Origin of the sequence: Methylocaldum sp. 14B (assembly GCF_002005105.1) — a bacterium.
In the GTDB taxonomy this organism is placed as follows: Bacteria; Pseudomonadota; Gammaproteobacteria; order Methylococcales; family Methylococcaceae; genus Methylocaldum.
In genome coordinates this window covers 100,630-119,394 of the sequence record NZ_MSCV01000005.1, presented here as the reverse complement: position 1 = coordinate 119,394, position 18,765 = coordinate 100,630, and the positions used below count along the sequence as shown (strand labels likewise).

16 protein-coding genes and 1 pseudogene are annotated in these 18,765 nt (G+C 58.4%); 13 read left to right on the top strand and 4 right to left on the bottom strand.

From position 1 onward, the window contains the following. Positions 1-35: 35 nt before the first annotated feature. Together B2A78_RS05250 and B2A78_RS05245 are read right to left on the bottom strand one after the other, a co-directional pair. On the bottom strand, positions 36-677 hold the full coding sequence (locus B2A78_RS05250; protein ID WP_077728858.1) for a hypothetical protein: 642 nt from the start codon (positions 675-677) through the stop codon (positions 36-38). Positions 678-738: 61 nt separating this feature from the next. Continuing rightward, positions 739-2,094 carry a DegQ family serine endoprotease gene (locus B2A78_RS05245; RefSeq protein WP_077728857.1) on the bottom strand — a complete coding sequence of 452 codons (1,356 nt, stop codon included), beginning with the start codon at positions 2,092-2,094 and terminating at the stop codon, positions 739-741. 160 nt (positions 2,095-2,254) lie between these two features. On the opposite strand from B2A78_RS05245, the gene B2A78_RS05240 reads away from it, so the two are divergent. Continuing rightward, a complete protein-coding gene (locus B2A78_RS05240; RefSeq protein ID WP_077728856.1) occupies positions 2,255-4,459 on the top strand; it encodes a cyclic nucleotide-binding domain-containing protein in 2,205 nt (734 codons plus the stop codon). Here B2A78_RS05240 and B2A78_RS05235 read toward each other — a convergent pair. Further along, a complete protein-coding gene (locus tag B2A78_RS05235; protein WP_077728855.1) occupies positions 4,454-5,653 on the bottom strand; it encodes a class I SAM-dependent rRNA methyltransferase in 1,200 nt (399 codons plus the stop codon). The genes B2A78_RS05240 and B2A78_RS05235 overlap by 6 nt on opposite strands. Beyond that, a complete protein-coding gene (locus B2A78_RS25560) occupies positions 5,616-5,816 on the bottom strand; it encodes a hypothetical protein (RefSeq protein WP_133717771.1) in 201 nt (66 codons plus the stop codon). Before B2A78_RS25560 ends, B2A78_RS05235 begins: the two co-directional genes overlap by 38 nt. Here B2A78_RS25560 and hslV point away from each other — a divergent pair. The 12 genes and pseudogenes from hslV to recG all read left to right on the top strand — a co-directional run bounded on the left by hslV (position 5,802) and on the right by recG (position 18,677). After that, positions 5,802-6,365: an ATP-dependent protease subunit HslV gene (hslV, locus tag B2A78_RS05230; protein ID WP_077728854.1), complete on the top strand. Its 564-nt coding sequence runs from the start codon at positions 5,802-5,804 to the stop codon at positions 6,363-6,365. The two genes, B2A78_RS25560 and hslV, sit on opposite strands and share 15 nt — an antisense overlap. After that, complete coding sequence (gene hslU, locus B2A78_RS05225) at positions 6,362-7,687, top strand: ATP-dependent protease ATPase subunit HslU (protein ID WP_077728853.1); 1,326 nt, start codon at positions 6,362-6,364, stop codon at positions 7,685-7,687. The genes hslV and hslU overlap by 4 nt, the downstream gene beginning before the upstream one ends. Positions 7,688-7,701: 14 nt before the next feature. After that, positions 7,702-8,079: a DUF971 domain-containing protein gene (locus B2A78_RS05220; protein WP_077728852.1), complete on the top strand. Its 378-nt coding sequence runs from the start codon at positions 7,702-7,704 to the stop codon at positions 8,077-8,079. Positions 8,080-8,184: 105 nt separating this feature from the next. Next, positions 8,185-8,934, top strand: coding sequence for a bifunctional demethylmenaquinone methyltransferase/2-methoxy-6-polyprenyl-1,4-benzoquinol methylase UbiE (gene ubiE, locus B2A78_RS05215; RefSeq protein ID WP_077728851.1), 750 nt, complete (start codon positions 8,185-8,187; stop codon positions 8,932-8,934). Positions 8,935-8,939: 5 nt separating this feature from the next. Continuing rightward, the gene (locus tag B2A78_RS05210) at positions 8,940-9,593 is read left to right on the top strand and encodes an SCP2 sterol-binding domain-containing protein (protein WP_077728850.1); all 654 of its coding nucleotides are present in this window, start codon (positions 8,940-8,942) and stop codon (positions 9,591-9,593) included. Positions 9,594-9,606: 13 nt separating this feature from the next. Next, positions 9,607-11,229 carry a ubiquinone biosynthesis regulatory protein kinase UbiB gene (ubiB, locus tag B2A78_RS05205; RefSeq protein ID WP_077728849.1) on the top strand — a complete coding sequence of 541 codons (1,623 nt, stop codon included), beginning with the start codon at positions 9,607-9,609 and terminating at the stop codon, positions 11,227-11,229. Between the two features lie 386 nt (positions 11,230-11,615). Beyond that, positions 11,616-12,029: pseudogene (locus B2A78_RS26270) on the top strand (thioredoxin family protein); the annotation flags it as partial. 147 nt (positions 12,030-12,176) lie between these two features. After that, entirely contained in the window at positions 12,177-13,394 is a 1,218-nt protein-coding gene (locus B2A78_RS05200) for a phosphoglycerate kinase (protein WP_240502418.1), read from the top strand. A gap of 259 nt (positions 13,395-13,653) precedes the next feature. Next, complete coding sequence (rpoZ, locus tag B2A78_RS05195) at positions 13,654-13,947, top strand: DNA-directed RNA polymerase subunit omega (RefSeq protein ID WP_077728847.1); 294 nt, start codon at positions 13,654-13,656, stop codon at positions 13,945-13,947. A gap of 52 nt (positions 13,948-13,999) precedes the next feature. Then, positions 14,000-16,216 (top strand): RelA/SpoT family protein, encoded by a 2,217-nt coding sequence (locus B2A78_RS05190; protein ID WP_077728846.1) that lies wholly within the window; start codon positions 14,000-14,002, stop codon positions 16,214-16,216. Then, a complete protein-coding gene (locus B2A78_RS05185; RefSeq protein WP_077728845.1) occupies positions 16,191-16,577 on the top strand; it encodes a RidA family protein in 387 nt (128 codons plus the stop codon). Before B2A78_RS05190 ends, B2A78_RS05185 begins: the two co-directional genes overlap by 26 nt. A gap of 15 nt (positions 16,578-16,592) precedes the next feature. Beyond that, positions 16,593-18,677 carry an ATP-dependent DNA helicase RecG gene (recG, locus tag B2A78_RS05180; protein ID WP_077728844.1) on the top strand — a complete coding sequence of 695 codons (2,085 nt, stop codon included), beginning with the start codon at positions 16,593-16,595 and terminating at the stop codon, positions 18,675-18,677. The last annotated feature ends 88 nt before the right edge of the window (positions 18,678-18,765 follow it).

Sequence of the window (18,765 nt, the reverse complement as noted above, 5' to 3'; positions counted from 1 at the left end):
CCGTGTGCGGCACCCTGCGGGCGGCTCCGCCTCGTTCAACCCGGCAACTGCCCACCCAGATAGAGCCCGTATCTGAGCAACACCGCGCCTTGCAGCAGAAAATCGAGCGGCGCTTCGATCAGATTTGCCCACCCTTCCGTTTCAAACACCCCGTCCAATCGGCGCCCTAGACGTTCGCCGAACTCTCGCGCCAAGAAATGCGAACCGATCGACAAGGCGATGAGTCCGAGAAGCATCGAAGCAGGCGGAAAATACTTCATCGACACCTCCGGATACCGCCAGTGCAACAGCACGGCGCCGAGGACAGTGATCTGAAGCGATGTCACCATGCCTCTGTATTTGCCGAGCACCGGCAGCCAGGGCAAAAAGACCGCCAGCACGAAAGCCAGATTGAACAGATCCGAGATCGGCCTGGCTCCGGCATGGAGATTTCGAACGAAATCCGGCTCCCCGGCGCGTCCGAACTGGTGAGGGTATACGAGAAGGACAAATCCGAGGGCGAGTACGGCATGAACGAACGGCGGTCCAACCCGTGCGGTGATTTCGCGGCTTAGCGGAATGCCCTCCAGTCTAAGTTGCAGCCTGTCGAGCAGAATAAACATCGGCACATGCAACAAGGCCGCGGTCAGTAAGGGTAGCCAGTAGTTCGGCTGGGAAATCGCCCACAAAAAATCCATAGACCTCTCTCGCAACAAAAAGGGGCTGTTAAACAGCCCCTTAATCAGCCGGCATTCTTTATTAGCGCAGCAGCAAGAAGAACGAGCCGTTCCCCCGTTGGAGATTGAGCAGCAACTCGCCGCTGCCGTTTGCGGCGGCCTTGAGCTCCTTCAGATTGCCCACCGGCTGGCGATTGGCCATGACGATGACGTCGCCGGGGCGCAAACCGGCCTGGAAAGCATAGGAGGCGGTATGGATCTTTTCCACGCGCACGCCTCGCACCGCTTCGTTCGGCTCGGTATTGGCGAGCAAGGTACCGGAAAGCTTCGGATGGATTTTCTTGCCTTCCTCCCGTGTGATCTTGGGCTCGGCAATCTTCGCTTCACGGACCATGGTTTCACCTTTGTGCAGAACTTCGATCGAGACTTTGTCGCCGATCTGCTGCAAACCGATGGCGTTTCGGACGTCCATGCTGTTCCTCACGTGGTGGTCGTTGATCGCCAGCACGATGTCGCCCGGCTCCAGCTTGGCCCTGGCAGCGGGGGAATCGGGCTGGACGCCGGTAATGACGGCGCCTTGGGTTTGGGTAAGGCCAAAAGCTTGCGCCAATTCAGGGGTCAAGTCCTGAACCGTTACGCCGAGCAAACCGCGCCGAATTTCACCATGCTCGATCAGGGCGGTCATGATACTGGTCGCCATATTGGCGGGAATGGCAAAGCCGATACCCACATTGCCTCCGCTGGGCGCCAGGATGGCGGTATTGATGCCGATCAGCTCTCCGCGCAGATTGACGAGCGCGCCACCCGAGTTGCCGGGGTTGATCGAGGCATCGGTCTGAATGAAGTCCTCATAGCCCTCGATACCGAGCCCGGAACGGCCGAGCGCGCTGATAATGCCGGAAGTTACCGTTTGCCCCAATCCGAACGGATTGCCGATGGCCACGACGAAATCGCCTACCTGCAATCGACTGGAATCGGCGATCGGAAGCTCACTCAAGTTCTGCGGCTCGACCTTGATCACGGCGATGTCCGATTCCGGATCGGCCCCGATCAATTTTGCGTTGAGATGACGACCGTCATTAAGCGTCACCGTGATCTCATCGGCTTTATCGATGACGTGATTGTTGGTGAGGATGTAGCCGCGTCGCGCATCGACGATCACGCCCGAGCCCAAGCTGGAGGTTTCGCGGCGGCGGGGTTGATTCGGGATATCGAAAAAATAGCGGAAAAACGGATCGCGCAACAAGGGATGCTCGGCTTCTTGAATCTGCGTACGCGTCGAAATATTCACCACAGCCGGCGTCGCCTTCTTCAGCATAGGCGAAAGGCTAGGCAGGGGTTGGCCATCCACGCTGGTCGGCCAGGCCGCATACGCAGCGTTCAGAAATAACAGCAGGCCGGCCAAAAAAAGCGGAAGCAATCGACGGTTATCGCTCATTCGTTATACCTCGGTCGTTTCAAGAAGATTGAATGGCCCGGATCCTTGGCCAACGATAATTGATAGACATCACAAAGTGCTTACGGAGGGATGGTCTATTATATGGAAGCGTGGGAAAACCGAACAACAATGCTATCGGCTCGGATGCCGGAAACGATCGATGCTCGAAGTCCACAAACTCGAATACTCTAGTAACACGAACATGCCCTCTGCCTTGAGCGCCTCTGATGCACAGGAATTGCGCCGCCTGATTCCACTGAATACGCTCTCGGATAGCCGATTCGAGCAGCTCTGCTCACAGATCCGAATCGATGAGGCACCGAAAGGCTCTATTCTCTTTCGACAAGGAGAAACGAAGAACGAGTTCGTGTATCTGTTGAGCGGCACGATATCGCTGCAGGCAGGGGGAGTCGAAATGGATTCGATCAGTGGCGGCACGGATACGGCCCGATTTGCCCTGGCCCACCAGATTCCGCGCAAAGTTTCGGCTGTTGCGAACGATACCGTCAGATACGTCAGGATCAAGCCGGAAATCATAAACCAACAGGAGGAACTCAACCGAGACGTGCCTACGTACAAGGTCAGCGACATTCCGGAGGAACCCACGCGCGACTGGATGACAGCGCTGCTCAAGTCGCCGCTCTTTCAGCGCCTGTCTCCGGCGAACATTCAGGCCATTCTTCGCAGTCTCGAAGAAATTGAAGTCAAAGCGGGCGATGTCATTTGCCGTCAAGGCGACCCCGGCGACTTTTATTACATCATCAAGAAAGGACGCTGCGCCCTAACCCGCAAGCCGTCGCGGCTCGCCAAAGAGATCAAGCTGGCCACGCTAAAAATCAGCGATACCTTCGGCGAGGATTCCCTCATTTCCGGAGACCCGCGCAATGTGACGGTCACTATGGTGACCGACGGCATTTTGCTGAGACTGGACAAAGCCAGTTTTATCAAGCTCCTTAAGGAACCGGTGATATCTCATGTCGACTTCGAAACCGCCCAAAGAATGGCCAGTCGCGATGCGGTATGGCTGGATGTCCGAGCGCCGGATGTCTACGAGCAGGGCCGCTTGCCGGGAAGCCTTAATATTCCGTTCTTTTCACTGCGGGTGATGCTTCCCACCCTGAACCGGCAAGGCAAATACCTTTTGGTTTGCGAAGACGGACGGCTCAGCGAGGCTTCCGCTTTCCTGCTAATTCGGTACGGCTTCGAGGCTCACGTGCTGGCCGGCGGTATCGGCAACGTGCCACGGGATCACTTGGTCGTCGAAGCGACAAAATGGTCTCCCTCCCGCTCGTCGACCGCCCCAACGTACTCGGCATCTCAGCCGGGGCAGTCCGATTTGACAACATTCGAAATGGACACTGACATCGCCCAGGATTCAACTCGACAAGAAGGGCTATTGTCCGGTCTGTATGAGACGGCGGACTACGAAGGCGGCCGAACCGAAGATTCGGAAGAAACCCGAACCACTCTCGATACTGCCCCGCTTGCGGAGCCAGCGTCTCGGGAGAGCGAATCGCTCGGTCCAATTTCTTCAATGGACCATGCACCGACATTGGATGCGCTACTCTCCTCTGAGCGGAAGAAAAGCCGGGATTCGGAAGACCAGTCGGCCGCATTGCAGCGCCGGCTGCGGGAACTCGAAGCAACAATACAAGAAAGTCTTTTACGGGAACGGGATCTCGCCGAGCGTTTGGCGGCATCCGAAAACACGGCCGCAGAAGCGGTTTCTCGAACCCATGCGTTGGAAAAGCAGTTGACCAAAGCCGGCGATATTGTTTCGTCTGTCGCATCCGTCACAGAAAAGTATCAGCAGGCTGAAGAGCGATTGCTAAAGGCCAAGGGAGAGATCGACTCTTTGAAGGCAGAACTCGAAAAGGCTCGCGAACTGGCAAGCGATCGAGAAGCCGCGCTACTATCCTTGCGCGAAAATTATGAGCTCCTCTTGGCGGAACATGCCAAAAATGCCGGAGCTCGAAACAATCCCGAGTTGGACACCGTGCGCCGCCAGCATGGCGACGAACTGATGGCGCTGCAAGCCAGACTGCGTGACATGGAGGAGGAAGGCAACCAGCTCAGAGAGGCACTTCAATCGGCCCGGACCCGGCTGGCCGTTATGGAATCCGCCGCGTCCGCAGCGCAAGCGGGCAATGAGGATCAGAAGAAGAAACTACACTTCGAATTCGCCGTCACATTCCCGGTAACCCTCGTGATAACGTTGTTGCTGACGGCGCTTGTCTTTGGCGGGCTATTCGGCACGGCATCCGGCCGAAAATTCCTCAGCCGCTTGCTGACGCAAACCAGTCAGGCATCCCCCGAGCGTATCCCGCCCAACCCGATGTCCTCCGCGCCGATGCAGGGTTCATAAGCTCTCGCCGATATGGCAGAAAAAGGTTTTCAGATATTCGGTCTCTGGAATCGCGGGATGCACGGGATGATCGGGCGCCTGTCCACCGCGTCCGAAGAAGACCAGATGGCGATCCAAACTTCTCGCCGTCGCCCGCAAAAGATCGTGCAGAGTCTCCCGCTGCAAGTGAAATGAACAGGATGCGGATACCAGTATGCCGCCCGGAGCCAATACCTGGATCGCGCCTTGATTCAGCCGCCGGTACGCTTCTACGCCTTGACCGACATCTTTCTTGCGCTTGATCAGAGCCGGAGGGTCGAGCACGATCACGTCGTAGCGCAGCCGTTCCTCCCTTGCCCGCTTCAAAAATTCGAACACATCGTCCTTGACGAACTGCATTTTCTCCATAACACCATTGAGCCGGCTATTCTCGGCCGCCAAGGCCAAAGCGGCCTCCGAGCCGTCCACGCAGTCGACCCTTCCCGCTCCGGCGAGCGCCGCCTGCACGCCCCACGCCCCGCTGTATGAAAAAAGGTCCAGTACGCGCAGACCGCGTGAAAGCTTCGCCAACACGGCCCGGCTCTCGCGATGATCGAAAAACCAGCCGGTTTTTTGGCCGCCGACCGGATCAACCTGAAATCGTGCGCCGTTTTCTTCGATTTCGATTGCCTCCTCCAGAGCACCTTTGACGATGCGCGTGTAAGTCTCGAGTCCTTCCAAGGCTCTGAGGCTGGACGTGTTTTTCAAGACAATGGCGCTCGGGCCGAACAAAGCCTCGATCGCAGCCGCCAGAGGTTCCTGAAGCTTCTCCATGCCGGCCGTATTCGTCTGAATGACGAACACATCGCCGAAACGATCGACCACCGCCCCGGGGATCCCGTCGCTTTCGCCGTATACCAGCCGGTAAAAAGGCTTGGAAAACACCCGTTCTCGTAATTGCAGGGCGCGCTTCAAGCGCTGTTCAAAGAAGGCCTGATCGATCTCCGCGTGCACGTCCCGAGTCAAAAGACGGGCGCATATCAGCGACGCCGGGTTGACGTAGGCGATGCCCAAGACTTGCCCGCGTGAACTCTCCACGATAGCCAAATCACCCGCCCCGAAAATCTTGAGCGGCGTCGCCGAGATATCCACCTCGTTGCTGAAAATCCACGAATGGCCCCCGCGCAGGCGTCGTTCTTCATTTTTCTTGAGGCGTATCGAAGGTAACTGGCTCATAACTGTCGCTGAAAATAAAAAATAGTTCGCCATTATCTCGCACGATTCCATCCTTTGCAGAATCTAAAAAACCGAGCGCCCGCTTCGGCCGGCGGCCGCGGCGAGCCGGATGGTGTACAATGGCGGTTTTCTCTAAGCAGGCAATTTTGTGGAACAGTTTCACGGCACTACCATCGTGTCCGTCCGCCGCGGCGACAAAGTGGTCATCGGCGGCGACGGCCAGGTGACTATGGGCAACACCGTCATGAAAGGTAATGCCCGCAAGGTCCGCCGGCTCTATCACGGCCGCGTGCTCGCGGGTTTTGCCGGCGCAACCGCCGATGCGTTCACCTTATTCGAGCGCTTCGAAGGCCAATTGGAAAAGCAGCGCGGCAACCTGACCAAAGCGGCGGTCGAATTGGTGAAGGACTGGCGCACCGACCGAATGCTGCGCCGGCTGGAAGCCTTGCTTGCCGTCGCCGATTCGAAAGCATCCTTGATCATTTCCGGCAACGGCGACGTCATCGAACCGGAAAACGGCCTCATCGCGATCGGGTCCGGAGGGCCCTTCGCCCAGGCAGCCGCCCGCGCACTGTTGGAAAATACCGAATTGGGCGCTGTCGACATCGTCGAAAAGTCGCTGCAAATTGCCGCCGATATCTGCATTTATACCAACCGCAATCTGGTTATCGAAGAACTGGACATGCAACGGGAACTGCACGAACACCCATGACGCACATGACTCCCCGAGAAATCGTCCACGAATTGGACAAACACATCGTCGGTCAAGCCGCCGCCAAACGCGCGGTCGCCATAGCCTTGCGCAACCGTTGGCGGCGTATGCAAATCGAACCCGCGCTCCGCGAAGAGATCACGCCCAAGAATATCCTCATGATCGGTCCGACCGGCGTCGGCAAGACCGAAATCGCCCGCCGCCTCGCGCGGCTTGCCAACGCGCCGTTCATCAAGGTGGAAGCGACCAAGTTCACCGAGGTCGGCTACGTCGGACGCGATGTGGAATCCATCGTTCGCGACCTAGTCGATGCCGCGGTAAAAATGACGCGCCAAACCGAGATGGCGAAGGTACGAACCCATGCCGAAGAATCGGCCGAAGAACGGATTTTGAACGCTTTGCTGCCCGGCGGCTCGGGCTGGGGCGGAGAAGGACAGGCCCCGGAATCGGCGACACGCCAGAAATTCCGGCAAAAGCTCCGTAACGGCGAACTCGATGAAAAAGAAATCGAGATCGAAGTCAGCGCCGCACCGATCGGCGTGGAAATCATGGCGCCGCCCGGCATGGAAGAAATGAGCAATCAGCTCCAGAGCCTGTTCCAGAACCTGCACACCGGACGCACGCGCACTCGCAAGTTGCGGGTCAAGGATGCGCTCAAGCTCCTTCGCGAGGAAGAGTCGGCCAAGATGATCAACGAGGAGGACATCAAGTTGCGCGCCGTAGAGTCGGTGGAGCAAAACGGCATCGTATTCATCGACGAGATCGACAAGATCTGCAAGCGCGGCGAGTACGGAGGCCCGGATGTTTCGCGCGAAGGCGTGCAGCGCGACCTGCTGCCCTTGGTGGAAGGTTCCACCGTGAGCACCAAATACGGCATGGTCCGGACCGATCACATCCTGTTCGTCGCCTCCGGCGCATTCCATCTGTCGAAGCCCTCCGACCTCATTCCGGAGCTTCAGGGGCGATTGCCCATTCGGGTGGAGCTGAACGCACTGACCGTGGAGGATTTCATCCGCATCCTGACCGAACCGGCCAGTTCCTTGACCGAACAGTACGCCGCGTTGCTCGCCACCGAAGGCGTCGAACTGGAGTTCACTCAGGACGGCATCGCCCGGATCGCCGAGATTAGCTGGGAAGTGAACGAGCGCACCGAGAATATCGGCGCCCGACGGCTGCACACCGTATTGGAAAGGCTTCTGGAAACGATCTCCTACGAAGCGCCGGATCATGCCGGAAAGTCCGTGGTCATCGACGCCCAGTATGTCGACCGGTATTTGTCCGAGCTGGCCCAGGACGAAGACCTGAGCCGCTATATCCTTTAACCGGCAGTCCCGCCATGGCTGCGCCCCTGCCCACCGAGATCAAGCTCCATCAAAAATCGCGGGTACTCGAAATCGCGTTTGAAGACGGTTCCCGCTTCGAACTGCCCTGCGAATACCTGCGGGTTTATTCGCCGTCCGCCGAGGTTCGTGGCCACGGACCGGGCCAGGAGGTCCTCCAGCTCGGGAAAGAGGATGTCACCATCACGGCGATCCGGCCGGTGGGCAATTACGCCATCGCCCCCAGCTTCAGCGACGGCCACGATAGCGGGATCTACACTTGGGAGATGCTGTACAATCTGGGCGTGCATCAGGCGGAACTCTGGAACGAGTATTTGAAAAAACTGGAGCAAGCGGGATACGAACGTCGAACCGAGGCGCTTCGGAGCCGATAAAGGCGCCGAGAAGGTGATTTAGATCACGTCCCGATCCACGCTGAAGTATAAGATCAACACATATCTCGCCAGGCGATCATCAAGAAACCATCCGGCCACTTACGAATGAACGATCAAAAAACCACCCACTTCGGCTTCCGTGAGGTTCCCGCGAACGAAAAGGCCAGAATGGTCAAGGCCGTATTCGACTCGGTCGCGGGCAAGTACGACGTCATGAACGATCTCATGTCTTTGGGTATTCACCGGATTTGGAAACGGATCGCCCTGCAGCTGAGCCACGTGCGCTCCGGCGAAAAGGTTCTGGATCTTGCAGGCGGCACCGGAGACATGACGTCTCTCTTCCAGAAACGGGTCGGTCCGAACGGCCGTGTCGTTCTTTCCGACATCAATGCCGAGATGTTGAAGCGCGGCCGCGACCGGCTGATCGACGAGGGCGTGGTCGACAACGTCAGCTATGCGCAGATCGACGCCGAAAAGCTGCCGTTCCCGGACAATTATTTCGATTGCGTCTGCATCGCGTTCGGTCTACGCAACGTAACCCACAAGGAGGTCGCGCTTCGCTCGATTCACCGCGTCTTGAAGCCGGGCGGGCGGGCGATCATCCTGGAATTCTCCGAAGCGCAGGGGGATCTGTTCAAAAAGGTCTACGATCTCTACTCGTTCAAGGTCCTGCCGATGCTCGGCAAATTCATTGCCAACGATGCCGAAAGCTACAAATATCTGGCCGAGTCCATCCGGATGCATCCCAACCAGGAAAAGCTCAAGCAGCTGATGCTCGAAGCCGGTTTTGAACGTTGTGAATACTTCAACCTGACCCACGGCGTCGTCGCCGTCCACCGGGGCTATAAGGTCTGACCGTGATGGCTCGTCATCCGGTGTTGGCCGGTATTCTTGCCGAAGCGCTGGAGCGTGCGGTCGCGCACTATTTGAGCCTGGATTCAGGCAACAGAGAACTACTGGCCCCGATCGCGGGCAAAGTCATCGAGCTTCGACTGCATCCGTTCGAGCTGTCGATTTATTTCTGCCCGACCGATTCGGACGTACAAATTCTCGGCGATTTCGGCGGCCGACCGGACGTTACTCTGGCCGGTTCGATTCCGGCCTTTGCCAAGCTCAGGTTCGGCGAACCGGCCAGGCAACTCCTCTCCTCCGGCGACATCGAAATCGACGGCGACATGGACACGGCGCGCCGCTTCCAGGCGCTGTTCGAGAAGCTCGACGTCGACTGGGAGGCCCACCTTGCCCAATATACCGGCCGAGCCTTCGCCTCCGCCTGCTTCGACCTTGTTCGCTCGGGGCTCGGTTGGACCAAAGATTCCCTGAACACCTTAAGACTCGATCTTGCTGAATATTGGCAGGAAGAAAGCCGGGAATTGCCGGCGCAATTCGAGGCTGACGCCTTTTACGCCGAAGTCGACCGGCTTCGCGCCGATTTCGACCGCCTCAAAGCCCGGATAGAGCGGCTTCGGTGCTCGCTGCCGTCTGATTCCTCGTCTTCCGAATCCGCTGCCTAGGAACATCTCGCCCGTGATTCGACCGAAACAGATCCGGCGTTTGCTGCACATTCAACGCGTGCTGGTGCGTCACGGCCTGGACGAATTGGTGCTGGCCACTCACCTGTTTCGGCCGATCCGCTTTGTCGGCACCCTTTCCCCGAACTATTGGCTGGGCGCCAAAGACGAACCGCGCGGCGTTCGGATCCGCCGAACGTTGGAAGACTTGGGTCCCATTTTCGTCAAATTCGGCCAAACCCTGTCCACCCGCCGGGATCTCCTGCCGGACGACATCGCCGAAGAATTGATCAAGCTTCAGGACCGCGTGCCGGCTTTCCCCGGCAGCGATGCCAAAGCCATCGTCGAGCAGGCATTGGGACAGCCGGTCAGCCTGGTTTTCGCCGAATTCGAAGAGACGCCGCTCGCTTCGGCCTCGGTGGCGCAGGTACACGCCGCGCGGCTGCACGACGGTCAGGATGTAGTGGTCAAGGTGCTTAGACCCGGCATCGAAAAGCAGATCCGCTCGGACATCGCCTTGCTGTACGAGTTGGCTCGGCTCGCGCAGCGCTTCTGGAGCGACGCCAAGCGTCTTCGGCCGATCGAGGTCGTCGCCGAATTCGAAAAGACCATTCTGGACGAACTCGATCTGGTCCGTGAAGCGGCCAATGCCGCCGAGATGCGGCGCCGTTTCGAGGATTCCGAGATACTTTACATTCCCAAGGTCTATTGGCCGTACACGCGGCGGCAGGTCTTGGTCATGGAACGCATATCGGGCATTCCGGTCGGCGACGTGGAAACCTTGAAACGCGAAGGCGTCGATTTCAAGCTTCTGGCGGAACGAGGAGTGGAAATCTTCTTCACGCAGGTGCTGCGGGACAGCTTCTTCCATGCCGACATGCACCCCGGCAATATCTTCGTCACGCCGCCCGCTCAGTACATTGCCGTCGACTTCGGCATCGTTGGGAGCATTTCACGGGAAGACAAGCGTTACGTCGCCGAAAATCTTCTGGCCTTTTTCAACCGCGACTACCGCCGTGTCGCGGAGATGCATATCGAATCGGGATGGATTCCCAAAACCACCCGCGTCGAGGAATTCGAGTCCGCCGTACGCGCCGTGAGCGAACCGATCTTCGAAAAACCGTTAAAGGACATCTCCTACGGCCATTTGTTATTGCGGCTGTTCCAGGTGGCCCGCCGCTTCGATATGGAAGTGCAGCCGCAACTGGTGCTGCTCCAAAAAACCCTGCTGAATATCGAAGGACTCGGGCGCGACCTCTATCCGGACCTCGATCTTTGGCAGACCGCCAAACCATTTCTGGAACGTTGGTTCAAGGACGAAATGGGACCCAAAGCCGGCCTGAGAAAAATCCAGTCGCAGCTTCCGGAATGGGCGGAAAGCTGGCCCGAGATGCCCATGCTGATCCATCGGATGCTGGAAAACGCGGCAACCGGAAAGCTGACGGTGACTTTCCAGTCGCGGGAACTCGAACAGATCCATCGGGAAATCACCCAGAACCGGCGGCGCACGCTGACCGGAATCACCGGCGGCGCCCTTGTCATCAGCGCGGCCGTCCTGTCCGGCTCCGCCGCCTCGCTGACCGTCGCCGGAATAGCCGGCGCTTTGGGCGTACTCCTTCTCGTCGGCGCCTGGCTTTAACGAACGATTCAGCATGGCGGCGGGTTTGTCGGCCTACGAGCTCTGCGTCACCGAGTAGGTCCGGAATCCTTCCCAATCGCAAACGGTCGCTTTAGTCGCGACCCTTCCAATCGCAAACGGGCCTTTAATCGGCCCCTTCCAATCGCAAACGGTTGCCTTAGCCGCAACCCTTCCAATCGCAAACGGTCATCCGGGGAAGGGGCTGGCCGGCGCTCCCGGCCAGGCCGTTTGCGATTGGAGCGTCGAACCGATCCTTCCAGGAGCACCGGAGCCGCCCTTCCCGACATTCGCGGGACGGTAAGCGGACGACTGGATTCGATTTCTTTGTTATGATTTCAGCCATTTTCATCGATTTTCACTTATAACGTATAAGAAGGAAGATCTCCATGGCGCGCACAGAAACCCCGGTTTGTGATTTCGGAAAAAAGGCACACAATTTCGCTCTGCCTGGCGTGGATGGGCAAATCTGGACTCTGGAAAAGTGCAAAGGCCCCAACGGCCTTTTGGTGATGTTCATCTGCAACCACTGTCCTTATGTGAAGGCCGTGCAGGACCGCATCGTGCGGGACGTCAAAGAGCTCAAGGAACACGGCATCAACGCCGTGGCCATCATGTCCAACGACCCGGCCGATTATCCCGAAGACTCCTTCGAAAACATGAAAATCGTCGCGGAGCAACTCGGCTATCCCTTTCCGTACCTGTACGACGAAACTCAGGAAGTGGCCAAGGCCTACGGCGCCGTCTGCACCCCGGACTTCTTCGGCTATAACAAGGATCTGGAGTTGCAGTACCGCGGACGGCTGGACGCCAGCCGCAAGGAAACCGCCCCGCCGGACGTCAGGCGCGAGCTGTTCGACGCCATGAAACAAGTTGCGGAGACCGGCAAGGGTCCGAAGAAGCAAATCCCGAGCATGGGCTGCTCGATCAAATGGCGGGAGCAGCCATCGATACCCAAAAAGACCGCTAAGAAGGCCGCTAAGAAGAAGCCCCTCGCTTTCAAGCGAATCACCGATCTCGATCTCGCCGGCAAGCGCGTTCTGATCCGCGCGGATCTGAACGTTCCCGTCAAGAACGGCAAAGTCACCAGCGACACCCGCATCCGCGCCAGTTTGCCCACGATCGAACATTGCTTGAGAGCCGGCGCCAGGGTCATGGTCATGTCCCATCTGGGGCGGCCGACCGAAGGCATATACACCGACGAATTCTCTCTGAAACCCGTGGCCGATCGCATGACCTGGCTGCTCGGACGCAAAGTGCCCCTCGTGAAAGACTGGCTGAACGGCGTCGACATGCACCCGCGGGAGGTCGTTTTATGCGAAAACGTCCGATTCAACAAGGGTGAGAAAAAAGACGACGAAGCGTTGGCCAAGAAAATGGCCGCTCTCTGCGATATCTACGTGATGGACGCCTTCGGCACCGCGCACCGCGCCGAAGCGTCAACCCACGGCGTAGGCCGTTTCGCGACAGAAACCTGTGCCGGCCTCCTGCTCGCTGCCGAGCTCGACGCTCTCGGCAAGGCTCTGGAAAACCCGGAGCGCCCGCTTTTGGCGATCGTCGGCGGCTCCAAGGTTTCCACCAAGCTGACGGTGCTCGACTCCTTGGCCGCCAAAGTGGACCAACTCATCGTCGGCGGCGGCATCGCCAACACGTTCATCGCCGCAGCAGGTCATCCGGTGGGCAAGTCCTTGTATGAAGCCGACCTGATTCCCGAAGCCAAACGCTTGATGGAACAAGCGAAAGCGGAAGGCGCGGAGATTCCGGTACCGACCGATGTGGTTTGCGCGAAAGAATTCTCCGATTCGGCGACAGCCACGATTAAAAAAGTCAGCAAAGTAGCCGAGGACGATTTGATCCTCGATATCGGGCCGGAAACCGCGGCGCGTTATGCGGAAATGATCAAAGCGGCCGGAACCATCGTCTGGAACGGGCCGGTGGGCGTATTCGAGATCGACCAGTTCGGCGAAGGCACCCGCACCGTAGCCATGGCTATTGCGGAAACCAAGGGTTTTTCCATCGCCGGTGGCGGCGATACGCTCGCGGCGATCGAAAAATACGGCATCGGCGATCGGGTATCATATACCTCGACCGGGGGCGGAGCTTTCCTGGAATTCCTGGAGGGCAAGATGCTTCCCGCCGTAGCGATGTTGCAGGAACGGGCAAAATAGTTCTTCGAGTTCACGGCGCGAAGGAGAGCGGCCGAAGCTGTCCTTCGCGCCTTGTTTTTTGGGCGATCTGAACCTTCCAGCCGCGTTGGCGGTCTGGATTAAGAATCCTTCGACCAAAACGCCCGATGGATCGGATTCCGCTTTGAAAAGCGGGTGTTCTGTACAAGAACCTTGCTTTTAGGGTAAAAGGGTTCCATAAACTATTTGTTTTTATTAAATTTTTCATTCAAAACGACTCTAAATCGAGGATACAGCAAACATGGCAAGAGTAACCGTCGAAGACTGTCTGGAACACGTCGACAATCGTTTTCAGTTGGTTTTGCTGGCAACCAAGAGAGCCCGCCAATTGTCCCGCCATCCGGACGATGCCAAGGTGCCGTGGGAAAACGATAAATCGACCGTCGTGGCGCTTCGGGAAATTGCACAGGGCTTGATCACTCGCGAATATCTCACTGCGGCCGCGAAACAGGAGCGGTTCGCCATCGAGCGTCCGCCGGTACCCAATCCGCATGGCGCAGGCATGGGCAACCTTGAAGAGGACGATTTCGAGTAAGGCGAATCGGTACCTCAAACGCCGAAGAGCCGATACAAGAGCGCGGGCTGCCATGAACCAGCTTCTTCCCAAAGAAGTGACCGAACTGCCGAATGAAAAGCTCATTCGCAGGCTGTGCAGCATAGTCTCGGCCTATCTCGACGGAGCGCAGGTCGAGGAAATTTATCGCGCCTATCAGCTTGCCCTTTCCGCGCATGAGGGCCAATTCCGACTGACCGGCGAACCGTATGTGTGCCATCCCCTTTCGGTCGCCATCATCCTCGCCGAGATGCGCATGGACGCAAAAGGCATCATGGCGGCCATTCTGCACGACGTCATCGAAGACACCTCCGTCACCAAGGAGCAACTGCGAGAACAATTCGGAGACGAAGTCGCCGAACTGGTCGACGGCGTCAGCAAGCTGACCCAGCTCGACTGCAAATCGAGGGCCGAGGCGCAGGCCCAGAATGTCCGAAAGATGGTGCTCGCGATGGTCAAGGACCTCCGCGTGATCATGGTCAAACTGGCGGATCGGCTTCACAACATGCGCACCCTAGGGATAATGTCTCCGACGCGGCGCCGGCGCATCGCCCGCGAGACCCTGGACATCTACGCACCCATTGCCAACCGCCTGGGCATGAACGAGATGCGGCTGGAATTGGAAGAACTGGGGTTCTCCGCCATGTATCCGGTACGTTACCGCGTGCTGGAACAGTCGGTAAAGAAAGCTCGCGGCAACCGTAAGGAGGTGGTGGCGATCATCGAGTCGGCCATCACGAAACGACTGCAGGACGCCGGGCTGGTCAACTGCGAAGTAATCGGACGGGAGAAGCATCTTTATAGTCTCTATCAAAAGATGCGAATCAAGCATGTCTCCTTTTCCGGCGTCTACGACGTTTACGCCTTCCGCATCATCGCAGATGAGGTGGACGATTGTTACCGTGCCTTAGGGATAGTTCACAACCTCTATAAGCCGGTGCCTGGCCGCTTCAAGGATTACATCGCCGTGCCCAAGGCCAACGGCTATCAGTCGCTGCACACCGTGCTGGTCGGGCCTTACGGCCAGCCGCTGGAAATTCAGATCCGCACCCGCGCCATGCACCATCTGGCTGAATCCGGCATCGCGGCACACTGGCTGTACAAGAGCGAGCATGAACAGATTTCGACCAGCCAGACCCGTGCCCACGAGTGGCTGAGAGATCTTCTGGAAATCCAGAAGAGCGCCGGCGACTCGATGGAATTCCTGGACAATTTGAAGGTCGACCTGTTCCAGCAGGAAGTTTACGTCTTCACCCCCAAGGGCAAGATCACCAAGCTTCCACGCGGAGCCACCATCGTCGACTTCGCTTACGCCGTGCACACCGATATCGGCAATACTTGCGTCTCGGCCCGAATCGACCGGGTACTCGCGCCGCTGCAAACCGTTCTCGAGAACGGCCAGACCGTCGAGATCATCACGGCGCCCTGGGCCCGCCCCAATCCGCTGTGGCTCAATTTCGTCGTCACCGCCAAAGCGCGCGCGGCCATTCGCAGCTATCTCAGGAATTTCAAGAAACAGGAGGCGGTCGCCCTCGGAAAACGTTTGCTGGAAAAGGAATTCGATGCCCAAAACATACGTTTCGAGGATATTCCGCGGGAGCGGATCGACGATTTGCTGAAGGCGCTCGAATTGCCGTCTCTCGAAGCCTTGCTGGAAGATATCGGGCTCGGCAACCGTTTGCCTTTCCTGGTCGTCCGCCAAATGGCGCAAGCCGACGCCACGTCGGAGACTACAGCCAACCAGGAAAACCTGCCAGCACTGTCGCCTCTGATCATCAAAGGCACAGAAGGCATGGTGGTCAACCTCGCCAAGTGCTGCCGCCCGATACCGGGCGACCCCATCGTCGGATTCTTCAATCCCGGCAAGGGGATCGTCGTTCACCTCACCGAGTGCAAGAACGTCTCGGAGCTCAGAAAAAAACACATGAACTGGCTGGACGTGGACTGGGACAAACAAGCCAGCGGCGATTTCCCGGCGGTCATCCGTCTGGAACTGATGAACCAGGTCGGTACCCTGGCTAAAGTCGCCTCCACCATCTCCCGCATGCGCGCCAACATCGAAAACGTCCAGATCTCCAATCAGGACAGCCAGATTTCCACCGACATCATTACCTTGATGGTCAAGGACCGCGTCCATCTCGCCTCGGTCATGCGAGAACTGCGAAAATTATCGGTCGTTTTGAAAATTTCCCGCGTAAAGTCCGAACTCAGAAAGAAACAGAACCATGGCAAAACAAATTATTCAGACTGACCAGGCTCCCAAAGCGATCGGCACCTACTCCCAGGCCGTAAAAGTCGGCGACACGGTTTATCTGTCCGGCCAGATTCCGCTGGACCCCGCCACCATGACGCTGGTCGAAGGCGGCATGGACGTGCAGATCCGCCGCGTGTTCGACAACCTCAAGGCCGTGGCCGAGGCGGCCGGAGGCAGCCTTCGGGATGTCGTCAAACTGAATGTCTTCCTGACCGATCTCACCCATTTTCCGCTGGTGAATGAAATCATGGCGGAATATTTCGCCGAGCCGTACCCTGCCCGCGCCGCCATCGGCGTGGCTTCCCTGCCGCGGGGCGCCGGAGTCGAAATGGACGCGATCATGGTTTTGGCGAAATAGGCGTCCCGCGACTATTTGGCTTCGCAAAACCGTTCTCTCGACGAGCTTCCGGTCGCCACCCTCAGGGGGGCGGGAGCGCAAACCCTCAAACGGCTGGAAAAGCTGGGCATTTCGACCGTCAGCGACTTGCTTTTCCATCTGCCGCTGCGTTATGAAGATCGGACGTCCGTCACCGCTATCGGACATCTGAAACCCGGCGGTCATGCGCTGGTGGAAGGCCGGATCGAACTCGCGGAAATCCTCCCAAAGGGCCGTCGCTCGCTGATTGTTCGGATCGGCGACGGCACCGGCTTTCTCGATCTGCGGTTCTTCCATTACACGGCGAAACAGCGCGAGCAGCTAACCCGCGGCAAGCGGCTGAGCTGTTACGGCGAAGTGCGGACGGGTTATGCGGGCCTGGAAATGACCCATCCCGATTACAAACTCATCGACGATACGGAGACCGATGTTCCCGAGCGCGCGCTGACGCCGGTTTATCCCTTGACCGAAGGCATCCATCAGAAAGCCATTCGCCGGCTGGCCGCACAAGCACTGTCCATGGCCGACGAAACCCGGCTTCCCGACTTATTGCCCGAGCCCTTGATCCCTTCGGCGAACCGGTTGCGACTCATGGACGCGCTTCGGCTTCTGCATCAGCCGCCCGCCGGCTACAACGAAACTTCGCCGCAACTCGCCGCCGCCCGTTCGCGCCTCGCCTTCGAAGAGCTGCTTAGCCATCATCTGAGCCTCGGGCGCTTCCGGGCCAAGATGCAGGCTCATCGAGCCCCGGTTATGGCGATCAATCGGGAGGCGGCGGACCGGTTTCTGCGCAGCCTGCCGTTCTCTCTAACCGCCGCCCAAAAGCGCGTGATTGCCGAGATCGAAGCCGATTTATCCGGTAACCGTCCCATGATGCGCTTGGTCCAAGGCGACGTGGGATCGGGCAAGACGGTGGTGGCTGCCCATGCCGCGCTGACCGCGCTGTCGTCCAACTACCAGGTCGGCATCATGGCTCCTACCGAACTTTTGGCCGAGCAGCATTTCCGAAGCTTTCGGCAGTGGCTCGAACCCTTCGGCATACAGATCGCCTTCTTGTCCGGACGCCTCAAGGGCGAAGCCCGGAAAGCCGAGCTCGACGCCATCGGTCGCGGCGCAGCCGGCATCGTCATCGGCACCCACGCCCTATTTCAGGAACAGGTGGCATTTCATCGCCTGGGGCTCGTCATCATCGACGAACAGCACCGATTCGGCGTCCATCAACGGCTGGCGCTCCGCGAAAAAGGTCTGCATGATGGCTTGTATCCGCACCAACTCATCATGACCGCCACACCGATTCCGAGAACCTTGGCGATGCTCGGGTATGCCGATCTCGATCTATCGGTCATCGACGAGCGTCCGCCAGGACGGACTCCCGTCAAGACCGTGGTCATTCCGACCAGTCGCCGGGCTGAAATCATCGCCCGCATCACCGACTGGGCGTCCAAAGGAAGACAGGTGTACTGGGTTTGCACGCTGATCGAAGAATCCGAGGCATTGCAATGCGAAGCAGCGGAAAAAACCGCCGTCGTGCTCGCCGAAGCGCTTCCGGATGTTCGCGTCGCGCTGATACACGGGCGTTTGAAACCCGCCGAAAAGGAAGCCGTCATGTCAGCCTTCAAGGAAGGGCATTTCGATTTGCTGGTGGCCACTACCGTCATCGAAGTCGGCGTGGACGTCCCGAATGCCAGCCTGATGATCATCGAGAATGCCGAGCGCTTGGGACTGGCCCAGCTGCACCAATTGCGCGGGAGGGTGGGACGCGGTCCCGGCGAGGCGCATTGCGTCTTGCTGTACCAGCCGCCTCTGTCGGAAACCGCCAAACAACGTTTGGGTATCCTGCGGGACTCCGATGACGGCTTCGTCATCGCCGAAAAAGACCTGGAATTGCGGGGACCGGGAGAACTCCTGGGAACCCGGCAGACCGGCCAGGTCCAGTTCCGCATCGCCGACTTGGCGCGCGACGGACACCTCTTGGATGCCGTTGCTCAAACGGCCGCCATTCTGCTGCGGGATTATCCCGACCGCGCCGAACGCCTGATCCGGCGCTGGGTCGGTCATTCGGTGCAATATGCCGGGGCTTGAATGACTACCCGTACGGGGTATCGACGTTTTTCGAGATGCCATTACATTCTTCCGAAGCGGATACGCCGTGGCGAAACCCCATCTTATC